Genomic DNA, 14,997 nt, shown 5'->3' on the forward strand with positions numbered 1-14,997 from the left:
GGGTTGCGTGACGCAACTCAACCTGCTTTGCTGAGTTTCGTGAAACAACTCAGCAGGTACGCGCTTGCCGACGAATTCTCGGCACGTCTTCTCGATGACGGACGGTGGGTGGCCGACGTCGACCGGTCGTGGTGGGGCTGGTCCGGCCCGCACGGCGGTGTGATCGCCGCGTTGGCGGTGCATGTGGCGGCCGAGTCGGTCCCGGAGGCCGACGTGCGGGCCGTCGACCTCCGCTTCTCCGGTCGGCCCGGCGACGGGGAGTTGCGGCTGACCTCGACGGTCACCTCGGCCGGACGTAGCACCCGGATGGTGGAGGTCGCCATCACCCAGCAGGGGGTGATGGTTGCGGCGGCATCGGTGACAATGGGGCACCTGCGCCCGCCTGCCCCCACCGACATCGCCAACATCTCGACCGACGTCCTGCCCATGCCGGACGACTGCGCGCAGTTCTCGATCCCACCGGAGATCGTTCCGATGGGCCACCACCTGGACCTGCGGCCCACCGATGGTCCGCTGCCGCTGACCGGGGCCGCCGAACCCTGGATGCGTGCATGGATCTCCACGGTGCGGCCGATGACGGTGGACGCCGCCTATCTGGCGCTTCTCGCCGACTGCCTGCCGCCAGCGGTGTTCCCGACGCTCACCGCGCCGGTGGCGGTGCCGACCGTCGCGTTCTCGATGCATCTGGCCGCACCGCCGGATCACCCGGGTCCGGCACCCGTCCTGGTGTGCACCCGCAACACGTCGACGTCGGGCGGATGGTCGGTCGACGACACCACCCTGCGCGACGAGCGAGGCCGGTTGCTGGCCTCGGCCCGGCAGAGTCGACGTGTCCTCGGATGGGAGGCACGACGATGAGCGTCATCGGGACGATTCCGGAGCGGATGTCCTCGTCGCGCCCGGCCACGCCGGGCCTGGTGCTGGCCATCCTGTCGATCGCGGCCTTCATGGCGAGCCTCGACGTCTTCATCGTCAACGTCGCCTTCGACGACATCGGCCGCGAGTTCGGTGGCACCGGGTTGTCGGAGTTGTCGTGGGTGCTCAACGCCTACACGATTTTGTACGCGGCGCTGCTGGTGCCGGCCGGGCGGATCGTCGACCGATACGGCCGCAAGGGTGGATTCCTGCTGGGATTAGCGGTGTTCACCGCCGCGAGCGCGGCATGTGCTGCTGCACAGGGTATCTGGTGGCTCGTCGCGTTCCGGTGCCTGCAGGCGGTCGGCGCGGCGATTCTCACCCCGGCGAGTCTGGGATTGGTCGTCTCGACGATGCCGATCGAGGTGCGGGCGAGGTCGGTGCGGATCTGGGCGGCAACCGGGGCGTTGGCCGCGGCGTTGGGGCCGGCCGTCGGCGGATTGCTGGTCGCGGCGTCGTGGCGATGGGTGTTCCTCGTCAACCTCCCGGTGGGAGTCGCTGCGCTGATCGCCGGTGCTGTGTTATTGACCCGCTCCCACGACGATGCCGCGACGAGATTGCCGGATCTGCGGGGTGCGGCGCTGCTGGCCGTGTCGATTGGCGCACTCACCCTCGGGTTGGTGGAGGGTCCTGAGTGGGGCTGGACCGATGGGCGGATTGTCGGCGCGTGGGTCGTGGCCGCGGCGGCTCTCGCGGGCTTCGTGGTCAGTTCGATGCATTACCCCGAGCCGGTGATCGCGCCGAACCTGCTGCGGGTGAGGGCCTTTGCGTTCGCCAACGTCACCGCGGTGCTGTTCGCGATTCCGTTCGCCGGTGCGCTACTCGCGAACATCCTCTGGCTGCAACAGGTCTGGGGATACTCGGCCATCGCCACCGGATTCGCGGTGTCCACCGGCCCACTCATGGTGCCGATCTTCGCCGCGGTTGCCCACCGGCTGAGCGCACGTATCCCGGTGGGCCGGATCGTGTCGGCCGGCTGCGTGCTGTTCGGTCTCGGCGGGGTCATCATCGCGCTGTCGGTCGACGCCACACCAAATTACGCGACCGAGATCCTGCCCGGCTGGCTGATCGGCGGCATCGGGGTCGGGCTGGCGCTGCCGTCCATTCTGTCGTCGGCGACTGCAGACCTACCTGTGCACCAATCCGCCACGGGCAGTGCAGTGGTCAACATGAGCCGGCAGATCGGGATGGCGTTGGGGGTCAGCATCCTGGTGGCCGTGGTGGGTAGTCCGGTCGGATACGGTGCCGCCCACGATGTGTTCACCGAGGCGTGGTGGGTACTCGGCGGTGTGGCGCTGCTGGGAGGTGTTGCCGCGCTGGGGATGACGCCGCGGGCTCCCGCATCCTGACGGTTCCCGCGCCGCGTGGGTGGGGCTGGTTTCGATACGCCCTCCGCTGGCGCTCCGGACTACTCAATCAGGGGTGGGAGCGAGGCGCTAGCCGAGCGTCACGAAGGGTCCCTCCCTCACGGGCGCGTGAACCGCTCCCGACGACCCAGCCGACGCAAGCGCACCCACTCGGCGAAGCCCTGCGGGTCGCGTTGCTGCACAAGGAAATACCAGCCGAAGCGGGCGTACTCCTGCGGGATGAGTTTACGCAGGCCCGGCTGAGACATCAGGTAGCCGCGGTTGCGGTAGGTGAAGTACCGCTTCGTCGGATTGTCGGGGTACTGGGTGTGCATGCGGCCGCCGAGGATCGGGCGGAACTCGTCGGAACCATCCGGGTGCAGATACCCGGCGGTGAGGCAGGTGCCGAATGCGAGACCCGAGCGCTGCAGCCGACGATGGATCTCCACCTCGTCACCGCGGAAGAACAACCGGAGATCCGGCACCCCGACCTCTTCGATCGCCTGTGCCGAGAACAACGCGCCGTTGAACAACGACGCGATGCCCGGCAGAAAGTCCGACGCATCGTCTTCGAACAGCTCGGACCGCTTCCGACGCCAGACCACCCCGCGACGCAGCGGAAACGCGAGGGTGTCCGGGTCGTCGATGTTGGCGACCACCGGCGACACCTCGTCGAGCTGGTAGCGCGCCGCGCAGTCGAGCAGCGTGCTCAGTACCGCCGGGCCGTCGGGGCGGCCGTCGTCGTCGGCGCACCAGATCCAGTCCGCGCCCAGCGCGAGTGCATGCAACATGCCGAGCGCGAAGCCGCCCGCGCCACCCAGGTTGCGCTGCGATCCGAGGTAGGTGGTCGCGATGGGTTGGCGGGCGACGAGGTCGGCGACTTCGGGTTCGTCGGCATTGTCCACCACGATGAGGTGATCGACGGGACGGTCCTGGCCGGCGATCACCGCCAGCGAACCTTCCAGTAGCTCCACCCGCCGGTGGGTGACCACCACCGCGATCACCTGGTCGGGCATCAGTTGCGTGCCTCGCCCTCGAAGTTCTCGACGGTGTCGAGCACCTTGCGGACGTGCGCGGCGGCCTTCGGCCCTTCGTAGGCGCCCACGACGGTCTCGATGTCGCCTTCCATCCTGATCTGCCCGTGATCGATCCACAGGGCCCGATCACACAGCTGGGCGAGGAACTCGTTGGAGTGACTGGCGAACACCAGAATGCCCGAGCGCTCGACCAGCGCCTGCAGCCGCGAACGTGCCTTGCGCATGAAGTCGGCGTCGACCGCACCGATGCCCTCGTCGAGGATCAGGATCTCCGGGTCGATGCTGGTCACCACGCCCAGCGCGATCCGCACCCGCATGCCGGTGGAGTAGGTGCGCAGCGGCATCTGCAGGTAGTCGCCGAGTTCGGTGAACTCGGCGATGTCGTCGATCTTGGTCAACATCTGCTTGCGGGTCATGCCGAGGAACATGCCGCGGATGATGATGTTCTCGTAGCCGGAGATCTCCGGGTCCATGCCGACCCCGAGATCAAATACCGGCGCCACCCGGCCACGCACCTGACAGGCTCCGCGGGTGGGTTCGTAGATGCCCGACAGCAGGCGCAACAATGTCGACTTGCCGGCGCCGTTGTGGCCGACGAGGCCGATCCGATCGCCGTGCTCGAGATGCAGGTTGATGTTCTTGAGCGCCTCGACCACCACCACGTTGGATGACGTGGACCCGATGACGCCGCCGGCCGCGCCCATCACCGACTTCTTCAGCGAGCGTGTCTTGGCGTCGAAGATGGGGAAGTCGACGCACGCATCCCAGGTGTCGACGCGCACCTTGCTCTCAGATCCCATGTGTTCGGCCCGTCCTAAACCCAGTACGCCACGCGGGCTCGATAGTTACGCATCACCAACATCGCCAGCACCCAGCCGACGACGGTACAACCGATGACGATCGCCCAGTGGTAGAACTGCACCGACTCGCCGAGCAGCGGCCCGCGGGTGATCTCCAGGTAGTGGAACATCGGGTTGAGCTCGACGATCTTCAGGCGCGACGACTCCTCCCCGGTGGCGCTGGTGAGGCTCTGGGTGCTCCAGATGATCGGGGTCATGAAGAACACCAGTTGCACGACGGTGGTCAGCAGCTGTCCGATGTCGCGGAATCGGGTGGACAGGATGCCGAAGACGATGGACACCCAGATCGCGTTGAGCACGAACAATCCGATTGCCGGTATGACCAGCAGAACGGTCCAGTTCAGCGGCGGGGGAAAGATGGCGAAGATGATCGCGATGATCACGATGTTGTGCGCGAAGATGATCAACTGCCGCCACACGACCCGGTAGACGTGCACACTCACCGGTGCCGGCAACTGCTTGATCAAACCCTCATTGGCGGAAAACACCGCCGATCCCTCGAGGATCGAACTCTGGATGAAGTTCCAGAAGATGAAGCCGAGCGCCACGTACGGCAGGAAGACCGTGATGTCCATCCCGAACAGCTCGCCGTAGAGCAATCCCATCGCCACCGCGGTGACGCCGGTCGCGACGGTGATCCACAGCGGACCCAGGACCGAGCGGCGATAACGCTGCTTGATGTCCTGCCAGCCCAGATGCAGCCACAACTCGGATGTGCGCAATCCCTGGGACAGATCCCGGACGGCACGGCGCATGGTGCGCGAGTCCGACACCAGAGGTGCTGCGGGGATCTCGTCGCTGACTACGGATGACACGGGGACACAGCTTACAAGCGGCTGCTAGAGGTACTGCCCGGTGCTGGGTCCGGCGGGGCCGTTACCGGTCATCATCCCGGGTGGCAGTTGACCCTGCCTCATCTGTTCGAGCTGCGCCCGCGCAGCCATCTGCTGGGCGAACAACGCGGTCTGGATGCCGTGGAACAGACCCTCGAGCCACCCCACCAGCTGGGCCTGGGCGATGCGCAACTCCGCGTCGGACGGCGTGGCGTTCTCGGTGAACGGGAGGGTGAGTCGCTCGAGTTCCTCACGCAGTTCGGGGGCCAGCCCCTCCTCGAGTTCGCGGATCGATGACTCGTGGATCTCGCGCAGCCGGTTGCGGCTCGCCTCGTCGAGGGGAGCCGCCCGCACCTCTTCGAGCAATTGCTTGATCATGGTGCCGATCCGCATCACCTTCGCGGGTTGCTCCACCATGTCGGCGACGTTCTGGGTTTCCTCGTCCGGCTCACCCTGCGAGCCCGACGGTGTCTGGCCACCGACGACGATGATGTTGTCGTCGTCGCCGGGGTTGCCGGTGCGCGGGTCGCCGCCCGGGAACGGTGCAGAGTTCGGTCCAGAAGGCATGGGGTCCATTGTGCCGAAGGCCACCCGGGGTCTGCGCCGACACCCCATGTCTATGGTGTGAACATGGCCTTCGACGTCGCCCATGTGCGTGGATTGTTTCCCTCGCTCGGCGACGGCTGGATCCACCTCGATCCGCAGGCCGGGATGCTGATCCCCGACTCGGTCGCCACCGCCGTGTCGACCGGTTTCCGGCAGTTGTCGGCCGCGCCGGGTGCGGAATACCCCGGTGCTCGCGCCGCAGCCGACACCGTCGAACGGGCGCGACGCGCGGTCGCCGACCTGGTGGCGGGCGACCCGGGTGGCGTGGTCCTGGGACCCTCGCGGTCGGCGTTGGTCGCCGGGCTCACCGAGGCGATGCCGATGTCCACGTGGTTCGGCGCCAACGTCGTGGTCAGTCGTCAGGACGACGAACCGAACATCGTGCCGTGGATTCGGGTCGCCGACACCCACGGCGCCCAGATCCGCTGGGCCGAGATCGACGTGGAGACCGGTGGGCTGCCGACCTGGCAGTATCGCGAGCTGATCGATCAACGCACCGCCGTCGTCGCGGTCACCCTCGCGTCGTCGACGATGGGCGCCATCACCGACGTCAGCGCGATCGCCGCCCTGGCCCGCCAGGTCGGTGCGAAGCTCGTGGTCGACGCGACCAGCGCCGCCCCCTACCTGCCTCTCGACATCGCCGAACTGGGCGCCGATGTGCTGTTGGTGTCTGCCGAGCGGTGGGGCGGCCCACGGGTCGCGGCGATGGTGTTTCGCGATCCGTCGGCGATCGGGCCCATGCGGACGCTCGCGATGAATCCGCGTGCCGAGGGTCCGGCGCGTCTGGAACCCGAGTCGCTGCAGGGCGGGTTGCTGGCCGGGCTGACCGCCTCGGTCGAACATCTCGCCGCGCTCGACGACGCGGCCGGCGGGACACGGCGCCAGCGGCTGGTCACCGCCTTGGGGGGAGTGTCGGCCTACATGCAGCGGCTGACGGTCTATCTGATGACCACCGTGCAGCACCTCAACCAGGTCAATCTGATCGGCACCGTCGACGACCGGGTCCCCGCGGTGAGCTTCACGTTCGACGGGGTGGCTGCGGAGAAGGTGGTGCGCCGGTTGGCCGACAACGGAATCTGCGCGCTGGCCGATGTGCCCAGCCGGGCCCTGGTCCGGATGGGCGCCGACGATTTCGGTGGCGCGGTGACCGTGGGGCTCGGCCCGTACTCGACGCCGTATGAGGTCGATCACCTCGTGCGGGCACTCGGGTCACTCGGTTGATCGACACAGTGGGTCAAATGTTCGAAAAAGTCCATCCGCGATTAGCGGTGCGCCATCGCGGCCATTAGGTTTACGACAATGAAGGTTGTCATTCGGCCGACGGAGAGGTGATGGGCGCCAGTCGCGAAGAGCCCTACCGGGAGCTCAGTCCCGCCCAACGCGAGATCTGGAGGACCTTTGTCAGTGGCGGCTGGGGGCTGCTGGCCGAGATCAACACCGCGATGTCGGCGTCGGGGTTCACTCAGGTCGATCTCCGGGTTCTCGAAGGTCTGCAGAATTCGGAGGAACGCGGCATCAGTGAGCTCGCCGCGGTGGTGCACATGTCGGTCAGCACGGTGTCCCGGCAGATCACCCGGCTCGTGGACGAAGGATTGGCCGAACGCACCGAATCGGAGACCGATGGACGACACCGGCTCGTGCGCATCACCGACCGGGGTCGTGAGGTGCTGGCGCGGCATGCCGCGGTGCGTGACGACGCGATCGCGCGGCTGGTGGTTGATCCGCTGACCGCCGAGGAGTTCCAGATGCTCGGTGAGGTGTTCGCCAAGATCGGAGCGAACCTTCCGGCCAAGCGCAACTTCTGACAGTCAGTCGATGGTCAGCAGCACCTTGCCGATCGCGTCGCCGCTGTCGAGGCGGGCGTGCGCGGCGTCGGCGTCGGCGAGCGGGAACGTGGCGTCGACAATCGGCACCACCTCGCCGGATTCGAGCAGCGGCCACGTGATCCGTCGCGTCGTCACCACCACGTCGGCCTTCGAGTTGACACCGCTCACCGGTCGTGACCGCAGCGTGGTGCCGATGACCGACGCCCGCTTGGTCATCAGCGCCGCAATGGACAGCTCCGCCTTGGTGCCGCCCTGCATACCGATGATGACCAGCCGTCCGCCGGTGTTGAGTGCCTTCACGTTCTTCTCGAGGTACTTGGCGCCCATGATGTCGAGGATCACGTCGGCGCCGCCACTACCTCGAACGATCTCGACGAAGTCGTCGTCGGCGTAGTTGATGGGGATGTCGGCGCCCAACTCGCGGCACCGGTCCAGCTTCTGCGCGGTGCGTGCGGTGACCGCCACCCGCGCGCCGATCGCGTGTGCGACCTGGATGGCGTGGGTGCCGATCCCCGACGACCCGCCGTGGATCAGCAGCAGCTCCCCGGACGCCAGATGTCCGGCGTCGAAGACGTTGGACGCCACCGTGCACGCCACCTCGGGAAGCGCGGCGGCGTGTACCAGGTCGACCGATGCGGGCTTGGGCAGCACTTGCACCGCCGGCACCGCAACCTTCTCGGCGTAACCGCCGCCGGCCAGCAGCGCGCACACCTCGTCGCCGACCTGCCAGCCCGATACATGCTCTCCCACCGCGGCGATGCGGCCGGACACTTCGAGGCCGAGGGTGTCCACGGCACCGGGCGGCGGCGGATACAGGCCCTTGCGCTGCAGTAGATCCGCTCGGTTGACACCCGCGGCCACGACATCGATGACGACCTCGTCGGGGCCGGCTTCGGGATCGGGAACGGTGACGACGGACAGCTGATCGGTTCCGGCTATTGCACGCACCCTGCCGACACTAGTCACACGTCGTCGTCGCGGGCCGATGTGCTCGCGACCTGCGGTCTCCAGTAGCCTCGTGCGCAGGGAAGCGTGGCAGAGCGGCCGAATGCACTCGCCTTGAAAGCGAGCGTGGGTAAAACCACCGGGGGTTCAAATCCCTCCGCTTCCGCGGTGAGCCCGTCACCAGTCACCGCAGGTGGTGGGCTGTTTTCATGCCTGATCATTCGCGTGAATAAGTGTGACGCGCTAGATAGCGGGCCGGGTAGGCAGTTTTCAGCGGACCTTTTTCAAGACGACGTCGCCGGTCGGGATGCCGCCGTAGTTGAAGGTGGTCCCGTGATAACCGTATGCGGTCTTCGTGAATTCGATTCGGCCGAACCACATGGCGACCGGATCCTTCGACAGCGTGAGGATTCCACCATTCTTCGTCGGCACGATGGTAGCTCTGTTGATGTCAGACGGTCCGACACCGGAGATGTCGGAGTAGAACTGGTCGCCGACGATCCGGACGTTGGACACGGGCGTGGGGATGAGTCCCCACGTGAACGCCTGGTACTTGTACTGCCCCGGCTCGATCTTCGCTTCCGCGTGACCTGCTCCGATATTGATCCCCATGACCGCGGCTCCGCCGATCAGGGCCCCCGCGATGATCCGTTTGATGTTCACAATCAGGGGACGGTAGCGCGGGTGCGTCGGTGGTCAACAGCCCGATCATTCGCGTGAATGAGCATGCGCGGTACCGTCGCCCGGGTGAACTCCACCCGCGACGGCCTCGGTCCGCGACTGCTGCTGGCGCTGGCGCTGCTGTCGGCGACGGCGCCGATCGCCACCGACCTCTACCTGCCGTCGTTCCTCGAGGTGCAGGAATCGCTGCGCACCGACGCCACACACGTGCAACTGACCTTGACCGCGTTTCTGATCGGTGTGGCGGTCGGGCAGGTGCTGTGGGGTCCGGTGTCGGATCGTTTCGGTCGTCGTAATCCACTGCTCATTGGGTCCGCGGTGGCGGTGCTGGCCGGGGTCGTGGTGGTGATCTCACCCAACATCGAGATTTTGATCGCGTCGCGCTTCTTGCAGGCGGTCGCAGCGGCAGCGGGCATGGTGATCGCCCGCGCCATCATCGCCGACCTGCTCGTCGGGTTCGCCGGCGCCCGCTCGATGACGCTGATGATGACGATCCAGAGCCTCGCGCCGGTGCTCGCACCGGTGATCGGTGGTGTGCTGGCCGGACACGTCTCGTGGCGTGGCGTACTCGGCGTCATCCTGGCGGCAACGGTGCTGCAACTGCTGATGGCGCTCACCTCGGTGCCAGAGACGCTGCCGGCTGCCGACCGTGCCTCGCGTCTGGGCTACCGCGACCTCGTGGGCAGGTTCGGCAAGCCGGCGTTCCTCGCCTACGTCTTCACCCAGGCGTTCGCGTTCGGGTCGCTGATGTCCTACATCTCGAGCTCGTCGTTCGTTTATCAGCGGGTGCTCGGCACGTCGTCGTTCGTCTACGGATTGTGTTTCGCCGTGAACGCACTCGGGATGACGGCCGCCGGGCTGGTGGCGGCGAGGCTGTCGCGGCGGCACGTGCATCCGGCGCATGTCATCCGGGTCGCGGTGCCCGTGCTGCTGGTCGCGTCGGTGTGCGTGCTGGTGGCCGCGCTGTCGTCGGCGCCGGTGCTGCTGGTGGTACCGCTGTTCGTCGCCGTCACCGCGGTCGGGTTCGTGATGGGCAACAGTGCTGCGTTGGCCATGGAGCACACCCGTGATGCAGCCGGCGCCGGCAGTGCTGTGTTGGGCGGGGTGATGTTCTTGGTCGGCGGCGGCGTCTCGCCGTTGGGCGGGCTGGCCGGCGACGACACCGCGGTGCCGATGGCGTGCGTGATGGTGTGCTCGGCCGTGGTGGCACTCATCTGCTTCGGCTTGGCCCGCCGCAGTGCGGCCCGCAACCCGGAAGGGGAGGCGGCGTTCGCCACGCGCGCCTGATGGCTGCCAGCCGCAAGGGCCGACGGAAGCTCAGAGAGCGCGTCGCTGCGCGGCCGAGGCGAATCCGAGCCAGGTGTGCCGGTTGCCGGCCCAGCACCAGCCGACCTTGGGGGCGCCCTTGCGCTCCCGGCCGTCGCGGCCCGTTCCGCCGGAGATCCAGATCGCCGGAGTGCGGGAGTCCAGGCGGCCGTTGGGCTTGCGCAACCGCGAGCCGATGGTCATGAAGCAGTGGTTCGGTTCGAGCCGATCGGGTTGCTGCAGCAACCACGCGATGCCTTCGGAGACGGTCAACGGCGTGCGCCCGGCGCCGGTGATCGCCGGCAGCGCCTCATCGGGACTCCAGTTGGCCATCTCGTCGCCCCGGTCGAGGCCGCTGATCAGGTAGAACGGGGTGTCCGGGAGGTCGACACCCGGGATCGGACCGAACTGGTCGAGGTCGGTCATGTCGACGACGACGAAGCCCGGCTTGTCTGCGCGGTTCACCAGCGGGGCGAGCGCCGACGGGGTCACGAGAGCGGGTCCCGGTACCAGCAACGCGTCGTCCACCTCGACACCGGCCACGGCATCGTGGATGGCCGAATCCGGCAGCCCGGCGAGTTGGCCGAGCCCGAGTTCGACGAGGCGGCGCGCCTGGGTGGTCAGATCCGGGAGCGCGAGCGCGGCGGCATGCATCCCGCCGAGGGTACCCCTGAGCCGAGCGCCAACCGTGATCGAACGCGACCGAAGCCCGCCGTCGGTGGCGACGGGCCTCGGCTCGAGATGTTGCTCAGCCGGTGACTGTGGCGGTCACCTGCAGGTACTCCCATCGCATGACACCGTCGTTGAGATGGGAGTCGGCGAGACCGGCGATCGCGGCGTCCAGTTCGGCCGCGCGGTCGGTGTCGTCACCGACGGTGCGGTACGCCGCGATGGTGGGCCCGTACGACGCCTTGAAGAAGTCCCGGAATGCGGCGCCATCAGCGAAAGCGGTCACCTCGAGGGTGGCGGTGGTGGCGGTGAGATCGGTGACCCGTTCGCCGAACAGACCGGCCACATGCGTGGCATCGCCCCACAACACACCAGGCTTCGTCCCCGGCGGGGGAGGCGGTGCGTAGGGCTTCATCACCGTGAACAGCTCGCCGATGAAACCTGTTGGTGTCCAATTGATCAGCCCGATCCGACCCCCCGGCCGGGTGACCCGCGTGAGTTCGTCGGCGCACTCCTGGTGGTGCGGTGCGAACATGACGCCGACACACGACACCGCGACGTCGAAGGCGTCGTCGTCCAACGGAAGGTCCTCGGCATCTGCTGTGCGCCAGACGATTCCGAGATCAGGGAAGCGGCTCTCGCCGGTAGCCAGCAGCTCCGGGGTGAGGTCCGTGGCGACCACGGGGGCTCCGGTCCGCGCGGCCGGTACGGCCACATTGCCTGCGCCGGCAGCGATGTCGACCACCTTGTCGTCGGCGCCGATGCCGGTGGCAGTCACCAGCCGAGGCCCCAGGTCGGCGATGACGTCGGCTACTGCCGGGTAGTCGCCGGATGCCCACATCGCGCGATGGCGTTGCTTGATCGCGGTGTCGGTGGTGATGCTGTCGATTGTCATGAACTCGTCTCCTGGTGATGATCGTGATGTGGTGTGCTCGGCCAATGCGGCCGGGCGTGTGGTGCCCCATCACCATCGCGCGGTCCGGTCGGGGCATCTAGATCAAGATCTGAACCACCGCAGGTTCACAATCTGTACTAGTCAATCGGCGCACGCGGGTGTGTACTTGAACGCGGCGGATCAAAGGCGGTGTGCGATGACCTCGTATGGACAGTTCTGTCCGGTAGCGAAGGCGATGGAATTGCTCGACGAACGGTGGACGATCCTCGTCGTGCGTGAACTCCTGCTGGGCAGCAGGCATTTCAACGACCTACGACGCGGGGTGCCCAAGATGTCGCCGGCGTTGCTCACCAAACGGCTGCGCACGCTGGAACGTGCCGGGGTGATACGACGATCTGAGGTCGGCGGCCGGTCGACCTATGCACTCACCGAGAAGGGCCAGGAACTCCATGAGGTCGTCACTGCCCTGAGCGCGTGGGGTATTCGGTGGATCGGCGAACTCGGCGACGCCGACCTCGACCCACATCTACTGATGTGGGACATCCACCGGTCGATGCCGATCGAGCGGTGGCCGCGTCGCCGTGCGGTGCTCGAGTTCAGCTTCCGCGACGTCATCGGCAAGGCCGGCTCATGGTGGCTGGTGGTGAGCGACGGGGTCCCGCAGGTCTGCGACTTCGACCCGGGCTATGAGATAGACGGCACCGTGGTCACCGATCTCCGTACGCTGACCGAGGTGTGGCGCGGCGATATCGACTGGCGGACTGCGCTGTCCGACAACACGATCACCATCATGGCGCCGGCCGAGGTCCGTCGCGAGGTGCCCGCCTGGATCGGGCAGAGCGAGTCGGCGGCGATACCCCGCCCGGCCTGACGACGGTCGACGATCAGAGCCAGTCGCGTCGGCGGAAGGTGACGTACAGGGCGCACACGATCGCGACGATCAACACAGTGCTCGTGACGAATCCGAGGGTGCGCTCGAATCCGGGGAAGGGTACGTTCTGCCCATAGAAACCGGTGATCGCGGTGGGCACCGCGATGATCGCGGCCCATCCGGTCAGCTTCTTCATCACCGAGTTCAGTCGCGCGTCGGCCAGCGACAGGTTGGTCTCGAACACGGTGGTGATCATGTCCCGAACCGATTCGGTCCATTCGGCCGCACGCAGCGCATGATCGTAGAGGTCGGAGAAATGCGGGTCGAGCTCGGACGGGGCGTTGTTCTCGAAGCGGCGTCGCTGGATACTGCCGATAACCTCGCGCATCGGCAGGATGACCCGACGCAGCAGCACCAGATCCTTACGCAGATCGTAGGTATGGCGTTGCAGCGTGCGGGCCGCTACCTTCTCGTCGAACAGCGAACCCTCCAGCGACTCCACCGCGTCGTCGAGCCGCTGCACCGCATCGAAGTGCCCGTCGACGACCACATCGAGCAGCCCGTGCAGCAACGCGCCGATGCCGTACTGCTTGCCGCCCATCTCATCCCACCGCGACACCACCTCGTCGATGTCGAAGCCCTCCGATAATCGCACGGTGATCAACGTGTTGTCCTTGATGAACATCGAGATCCGATGCAACTCGAATTCGTCGGCCCGCTCCGTCGGGTGCGCCATGTCGGGCGATGTGCCCTCCGCCGAGGTGATGGTGACCGCGTAGACCATCAGAAACGTGTGGTGCTCGTAGGCGACGGTCTTCACTCGTTCGGCCTTGGCGGTGGTGTCCTCGATCGCGAACGGGTCGAGGTCGAGTTCGTCGGCCAGTGCGGCCATCGTCTCGTGGCTCGGGCACTCGAGGTCGGCCCAGATCAGTTCGTCGGCGTGTCCGATGTGATCGGAGATGGCGCTGAGTTCGAATCCGTCGACCTTCTCGCCGCCGCGCCAGATCTGGCCGCGCACATGTTCTCCCATGCCCATATCCTGCCATCGGTACCGCAGATGGCAGGATCGCTGCATGGCTGCGCGGATTCCGTCTCTCACCGGTATCCGCACCATCGCCGCACTCGCGGTGTGCCTGACCCACGCGGCATTCTGGACCGGGCATTACACCGACGATTTCGCCGGGCGTCTGCTGTCGCGATTCGAGATCGGTGTCGCGTTGTTCTTCGTCCTTTCCGGCTATCTGCTGTTCTCGCCGTGGGTCGATGCGCTCGCAGGTCGGCGCGGCCAGCCGTCGGTGGGCCGCTACTTCTGGCATCGGGCGCGACGCATTCTGCCGGCCTATTGGCTGACGGTTTTGGCGGTGTACGCGTTGTTCCTGGTGTACACACCGCCGGATGCCGCGCCCACCGGCACCGGCTGGTCGGGGTTCGCCCGCAACATGACCCTGACGCAGGTGTACGGCCTTGGCCACCTGCATTCGGGCCTGACCCAGATGTGGAGTCTGGCCGCCGAAGTGGTGTTCTATCTGGTGCTGCCCGTCATCGCCGGAGGTCTGACGCTGATCTGCCGGCACCGCTGGCGGCCGGATCTGCTGATCGTGGGACTGGTGGCGTTGATGTCGGTCTCGCCGATCTGGTCGGTGGTCGTCGCCGGCAGCACCGATCTCAGCCCGACCGCGCGGTTGTGGGCGCCGGCCTTCTTCGGGTGGTTCGTCGCGGGAATGCTGCTGGCGGTGGTCGGCCGCCTCGTCTCGCGCTGGGACCCGACGATCTCGGTGGCGGTGGCTGTCGGGCCGTTCTTGCTGAGCGGCACCGCGATCGCGGGTGAGCCGACCATCACCCCGACCACCGCGTCGGCGACGATCGTCAAACACCTCCTGTATGTGGTCGTCGCGGTCGGCGTGATCGGACCGCTGACGATCCGGGGCGGTGACGGACGCGACTGGTGGGCGCGGCTGTGTGGCAGTCGACCGATGGTGTGGTTCGGCGAGATCTCCTATGAATTCTTCCTCGTTCACCTCGTCGTACTGGAGGTGGTCATGGACCTGATCGGATGGCGGGTGTTCTCCGGTTCCACCGCGGTAGCCTTCCTGCTGACGTCGGCGATCAGCGTGCCCGTGGCCTGGCTGTTGCGCCGCATCACCCGGCCGATCACGCACGCGCGCACGCCCGAGCCGCTCGTCGAGCGCGGGTAGGATCGGCGGGACA

Annotated in this window: 16 protein-coding genes and 1 tRNA gene; 8 read left to right on the top strand and 9 right to left on the bottom strand. The window is 66.9% G+C overall.

The genetic code is table 11. The features are described 5' to 3' along the window. Nucleotides 1–39 precede the first annotated feature (39 nt). Nucleotides 40–858: an acyl-CoA thioesterase gene (locus L1892_RS09475; protein WP_235723346.1), complete on the top strand. Its 819-nt coding sequence runs from the start codon at nt 40–42 to the stop codon at nt 856–858. Next, the gene (locus L1892_RS09480) at nt 855–2,264 is read left to right on the top strand and encodes an MFS transporter (protein ID WP_235723347.1); all 1,410 of its coding nucleotides are present in this window, start codon (nt 855–857) and stop codon (nt 2,262–2,264) included. The genes L1892_RS09475 and L1892_RS09480 overlap by 4 nt, the downstream gene beginning before the upstream one ends. Before the next feature lie 116 nt (nt 2,265–2,380). Here the strand turns inward: L1892_RS09480 and glfT1 are convergent, their stop codons facing one another. From glfT1 to L1892_RS09500, 4 genes are read right to left on the bottom strand one after another with little or no spacing between them, the layout of a single operon-like run. After that, the gene (gene glfT1 / locus L1892_RS09485; protein ID WP_235723348.1) at nt 2,381–3,277 is read right to left on the bottom strand and encodes a galactofuranosyltransferase GlfT1; all 897 of its coding nucleotides are present in this window, start codon (nt 3,275–3,277) and stop codon (nt 2,381–2,383) included. Next, nucleotides 3,277–4,098, bottom strand: coding sequence for a galactan export ABC transporter ATP-binding subunit Wzt/RfbE (wzt, locus tag L1892_RS09490; RefSeq protein WP_235723349.1), 822 nt, complete (start codon nt 4,096–4,098; stop codon nt 3,277–3,279). Before wzt ends, glfT1 begins: the two co-directional genes overlap by 1 nt. Nucleotides 4,099–4,112: 14 nt before the next feature. After that, nucleotides 4,113–4,973, bottom strand: a complete 861-nt coding sequence (wzm, locus tag L1892_RS09495; protein WP_235723350.1) for a galactan export ABC transporter permease subunit Wzm/RfbD — start codon at nt 4,971–4,973, stop codon at nt 4,113–4,115. A gap of 24 nt (nt 4,974–4,997) precedes the next feature. Next, nucleotides 4,998–5,558 (bottom strand): bacterial proteasome activator family protein, encoded by a 561-nt coding sequence (locus L1892_RS09500; RefSeq protein ID WP_235723351.1) that lies wholly within the window; start codon nt 5,556–5,558, stop codon nt 4,998–5,000. A gap of 63 nt (nt 5,559–5,621) precedes the next feature. On the opposite strand from L1892_RS09500, the gene L1892_RS09505 reads away from it, so the two are divergent. Further along, nucleotides 5,622–6,818 carry a cysteine desulfurase-like protein gene (locus L1892_RS09505; protein WP_235723352.1) on the top strand — a complete coding sequence of 399 codons (1,197 nt, stop codon included), beginning with the start codon at nt 5,622–5,624 and terminating at the stop codon, nt 6,816–6,818. Between the two features lie 110 nt (nt 6,819–6,928). Next, the gene (locus tag L1892_RS09510; protein WP_235723353.1) at nt 6,929–7,402 is read left to right on the top strand and encodes a MarR family winged helix-turn-helix transcriptional regulator; all 474 of its coding nucleotides are present in this window, start codon (nt 6,929–6,931) and stop codon (nt 7,400–7,402) included. 3 nt (nt 7,403–7,405) lie between these two features. On the opposite strand, the gene L1892_RS09515 is transcribed toward L1892_RS09510, so the two are convergent. Further along, nucleotides 7,406–8,371 carry an NAD(P)H-quinone oxidoreductase gene (locus L1892_RS09515; protein ID WP_235723354.1) on the bottom strand — a complete coding sequence of 322 codons (966 nt, stop codon included), beginning with the start codon at nt 8,369–8,371 and terminating at the stop codon, nt 7,406–7,408. A 78-nt stretch (nt 8,372–8,449) separates the two neighbouring features. Between L1892_RS09515 and L1892_RS09520 the strand changes: the two genes are divergently transcribed. Beyond that, nucleotides 8,450–8,534 (top strand) — tRNA-Ser (locus L1892_RS09520). Nucleotides 8,535–8,638: 104 nt separating this feature from the next. Here L1892_RS09520 and L1892_RS09525 read toward each other — a convergent pair. Continuing rightward, nucleotides 8,639–9,031 carry a hypothetical protein gene (locus L1892_RS09525; RefSeq protein ID WP_235723355.1) on the bottom strand — a complete coding sequence of 131 codons (393 nt, stop codon included), beginning with the start codon at nt 9,029–9,031 and terminating at the stop codon, nt 8,639–8,641. Between the two features lie 57 nt (nt 9,032–9,088). Between L1892_RS09525 and L1892_RS09530 the strand changes: the two genes are divergently transcribed. After that, entirely contained in the window at nt 9,089–10,336 is a 1,248-nt protein-coding gene (locus L1892_RS09530) for a multidrug effflux MFS transporter (RefSeq protein WP_235723356.1), read from the top strand. 30 nt (nt 10,337–10,366) lie between these two features. Here L1892_RS09530 and L1892_RS09535 read toward each other — a convergent pair whose 3' ends face one another. After that, the gene (locus L1892_RS09535; RefSeq protein WP_235723357.1) at nt 10,367–11,008 is read right to left on the bottom strand and encodes a DUF5701 family protein; all 642 of its coding nucleotides are present in this window, start codon (nt 11,006–11,008) and stop codon (nt 10,367–10,369) included. Between the two features lie 94 nt (nt 11,009–11,102). After that, nucleotides 11,103–11,918, bottom strand: coding sequence for a class I SAM-dependent methyltransferase (locus L1892_RS09540; RefSeq protein WP_235723358.1), 816 nt, complete (start codon nt 11,916–11,918; stop codon nt 11,103–11,105). A 196-nt stretch (nt 11,919–12,114) separates the two neighbouring features. Between L1892_RS09540 and L1892_RS09545 the strand changes: the two genes are divergently transcribed. Further along, complete coding sequence (locus L1892_RS09545; RefSeq protein ID WP_235723359.1) at nt 12,115–12,789, top strand: winged helix-turn-helix transcriptional regulator; 675 nt, start codon at nt 12,115–12,117, stop codon at nt 12,787–12,789. A 13-nt stretch (nt 12,790–12,802) separates the two neighbouring features. Here L1892_RS09545 and L1892_RS09550 read toward each other — a convergent pair whose 3' ends face one another. Continuing rightward, on the bottom strand, nt 12,803–13,819 hold the full coding sequence (locus tag L1892_RS09550; protein WP_235723360.1) for a magnesium transporter CorA family protein: 1,017 nt from the start codon (nt 13,817–13,819) through the stop codon (nt 12,803–12,805). 43 nt (nt 13,820–13,862) lie between these two features. On the opposite strand from L1892_RS09550, the gene L1892_RS09555 reads away from it, so the two are divergent. Further along, on the top strand, nt 13,863–14,984 hold the full coding sequence (locus L1892_RS09555) for an acyltransferase family protein (protein ID WP_235723361.1): 1,122 nt from the start codon (nt 13,863–13,865) through the stop codon (nt 14,982–14,984). The last annotated feature ends 13 nt before the right edge of the window (nt 14,985–14,997 follow it).

The organism is Gordonia tangerina (assembly GCF_021556435.1).
Classification (GTDB): Bacteria; Actinomycetota; Actinomycetes; order Mycobacteriales; family Mycobacteriaceae; genus Gordonia; species Gordonia tangerina.

What these genes read in the sequence shown, in the direction of transcription:
- L1892_RS09500 (WP_235723351.1), bottom strand. Translation starts at nt 5,558, where the DNA reads ATGCCTTCTGGACCGAACTCTGCACCGTTCCCGGGCGGCGACCCGCGC.
- L1892_RS09540 (WP_235723358.1), bottom strand. Translation starts at nt 11,918, where the DNA reads ATGACAATCGACAGCATCACCACCGACACCGCGATCAAGCAACGCCAT.
- L1892_RS09510 (WP_235723353.1), top strand. Translation starts at nt 6,929, where the DNA reads ATGGGCGCCAGTCGCGAAGAGCCCTACCGGGAGCTCAGTCCCGCCCAA.
- glfT1 (WP_235723348.1), bottom strand. Translation starts at nt 3,277, where the DNA reads ATGCCCGACCAGGTGATCGCGGTGGTGGTCACCCACCGGCGGGTGGAG.
- wzt (WP_235723349.1), bottom strand. Translation starts at nt 4,098, where the DNA reads ATGGGATCTGAGAGCAAGGTGCGCGTCGACACCTGGGATGCGTGCGTC.
- L1892_RS09535 (WP_235723357.1), bottom strand. Translation starts at nt 11,008, where the DNA reads ATGCATGCCGCCGCGCTCGCGCTCCCGGATCTGACCACCCAGGCGCGC.
- L1892_RS09545 (WP_235723359.1), top strand. Translation starts at nt 12,115, where the DNA reads ATGACCTCGTATGGACAGTTCTGTCCGGTAGCGAAGGCGATGGAATTG.
- L1892_RS09505 (WP_235723352.1), top strand. Translation starts at nt 5,622, where the DNA reads ATGGCCTTCGACGTCGCCCATGTGCGTGGATTGTTTCCCTCGCTCGGC.
- L1892_RS09530 (WP_235723356.1), top strand. Translation starts at nt 9,089, where the DNA reads ATGAGCATGCGCGGTACCGTCGCCCGGGTGAACTCCACCCGCGACGGC.
- L1892_RS09480 (WP_235723347.1), top strand. Translation starts at nt 855, where the DNA reads ATGAGCGTCATCGGGACGATTCCGGAGCGGATGTCCTCGTCGCGCCCG.
- L1892_RS09555 (WP_235723361.1), top strand. Translation starts at nt 13,863, where the DNA reads ATGGCTGCGCGGATTCCGTCTCTCACCGGTATCCGCACCATCGCCGCA.
- L1892_RS09550 (WP_235723360.1), bottom strand. Translation starts at nt 13,819, where the DNA reads ATGGGAGAACATGTGCGCGGCCAGATCTGGCGCGGCGGCGAGAAGGTC.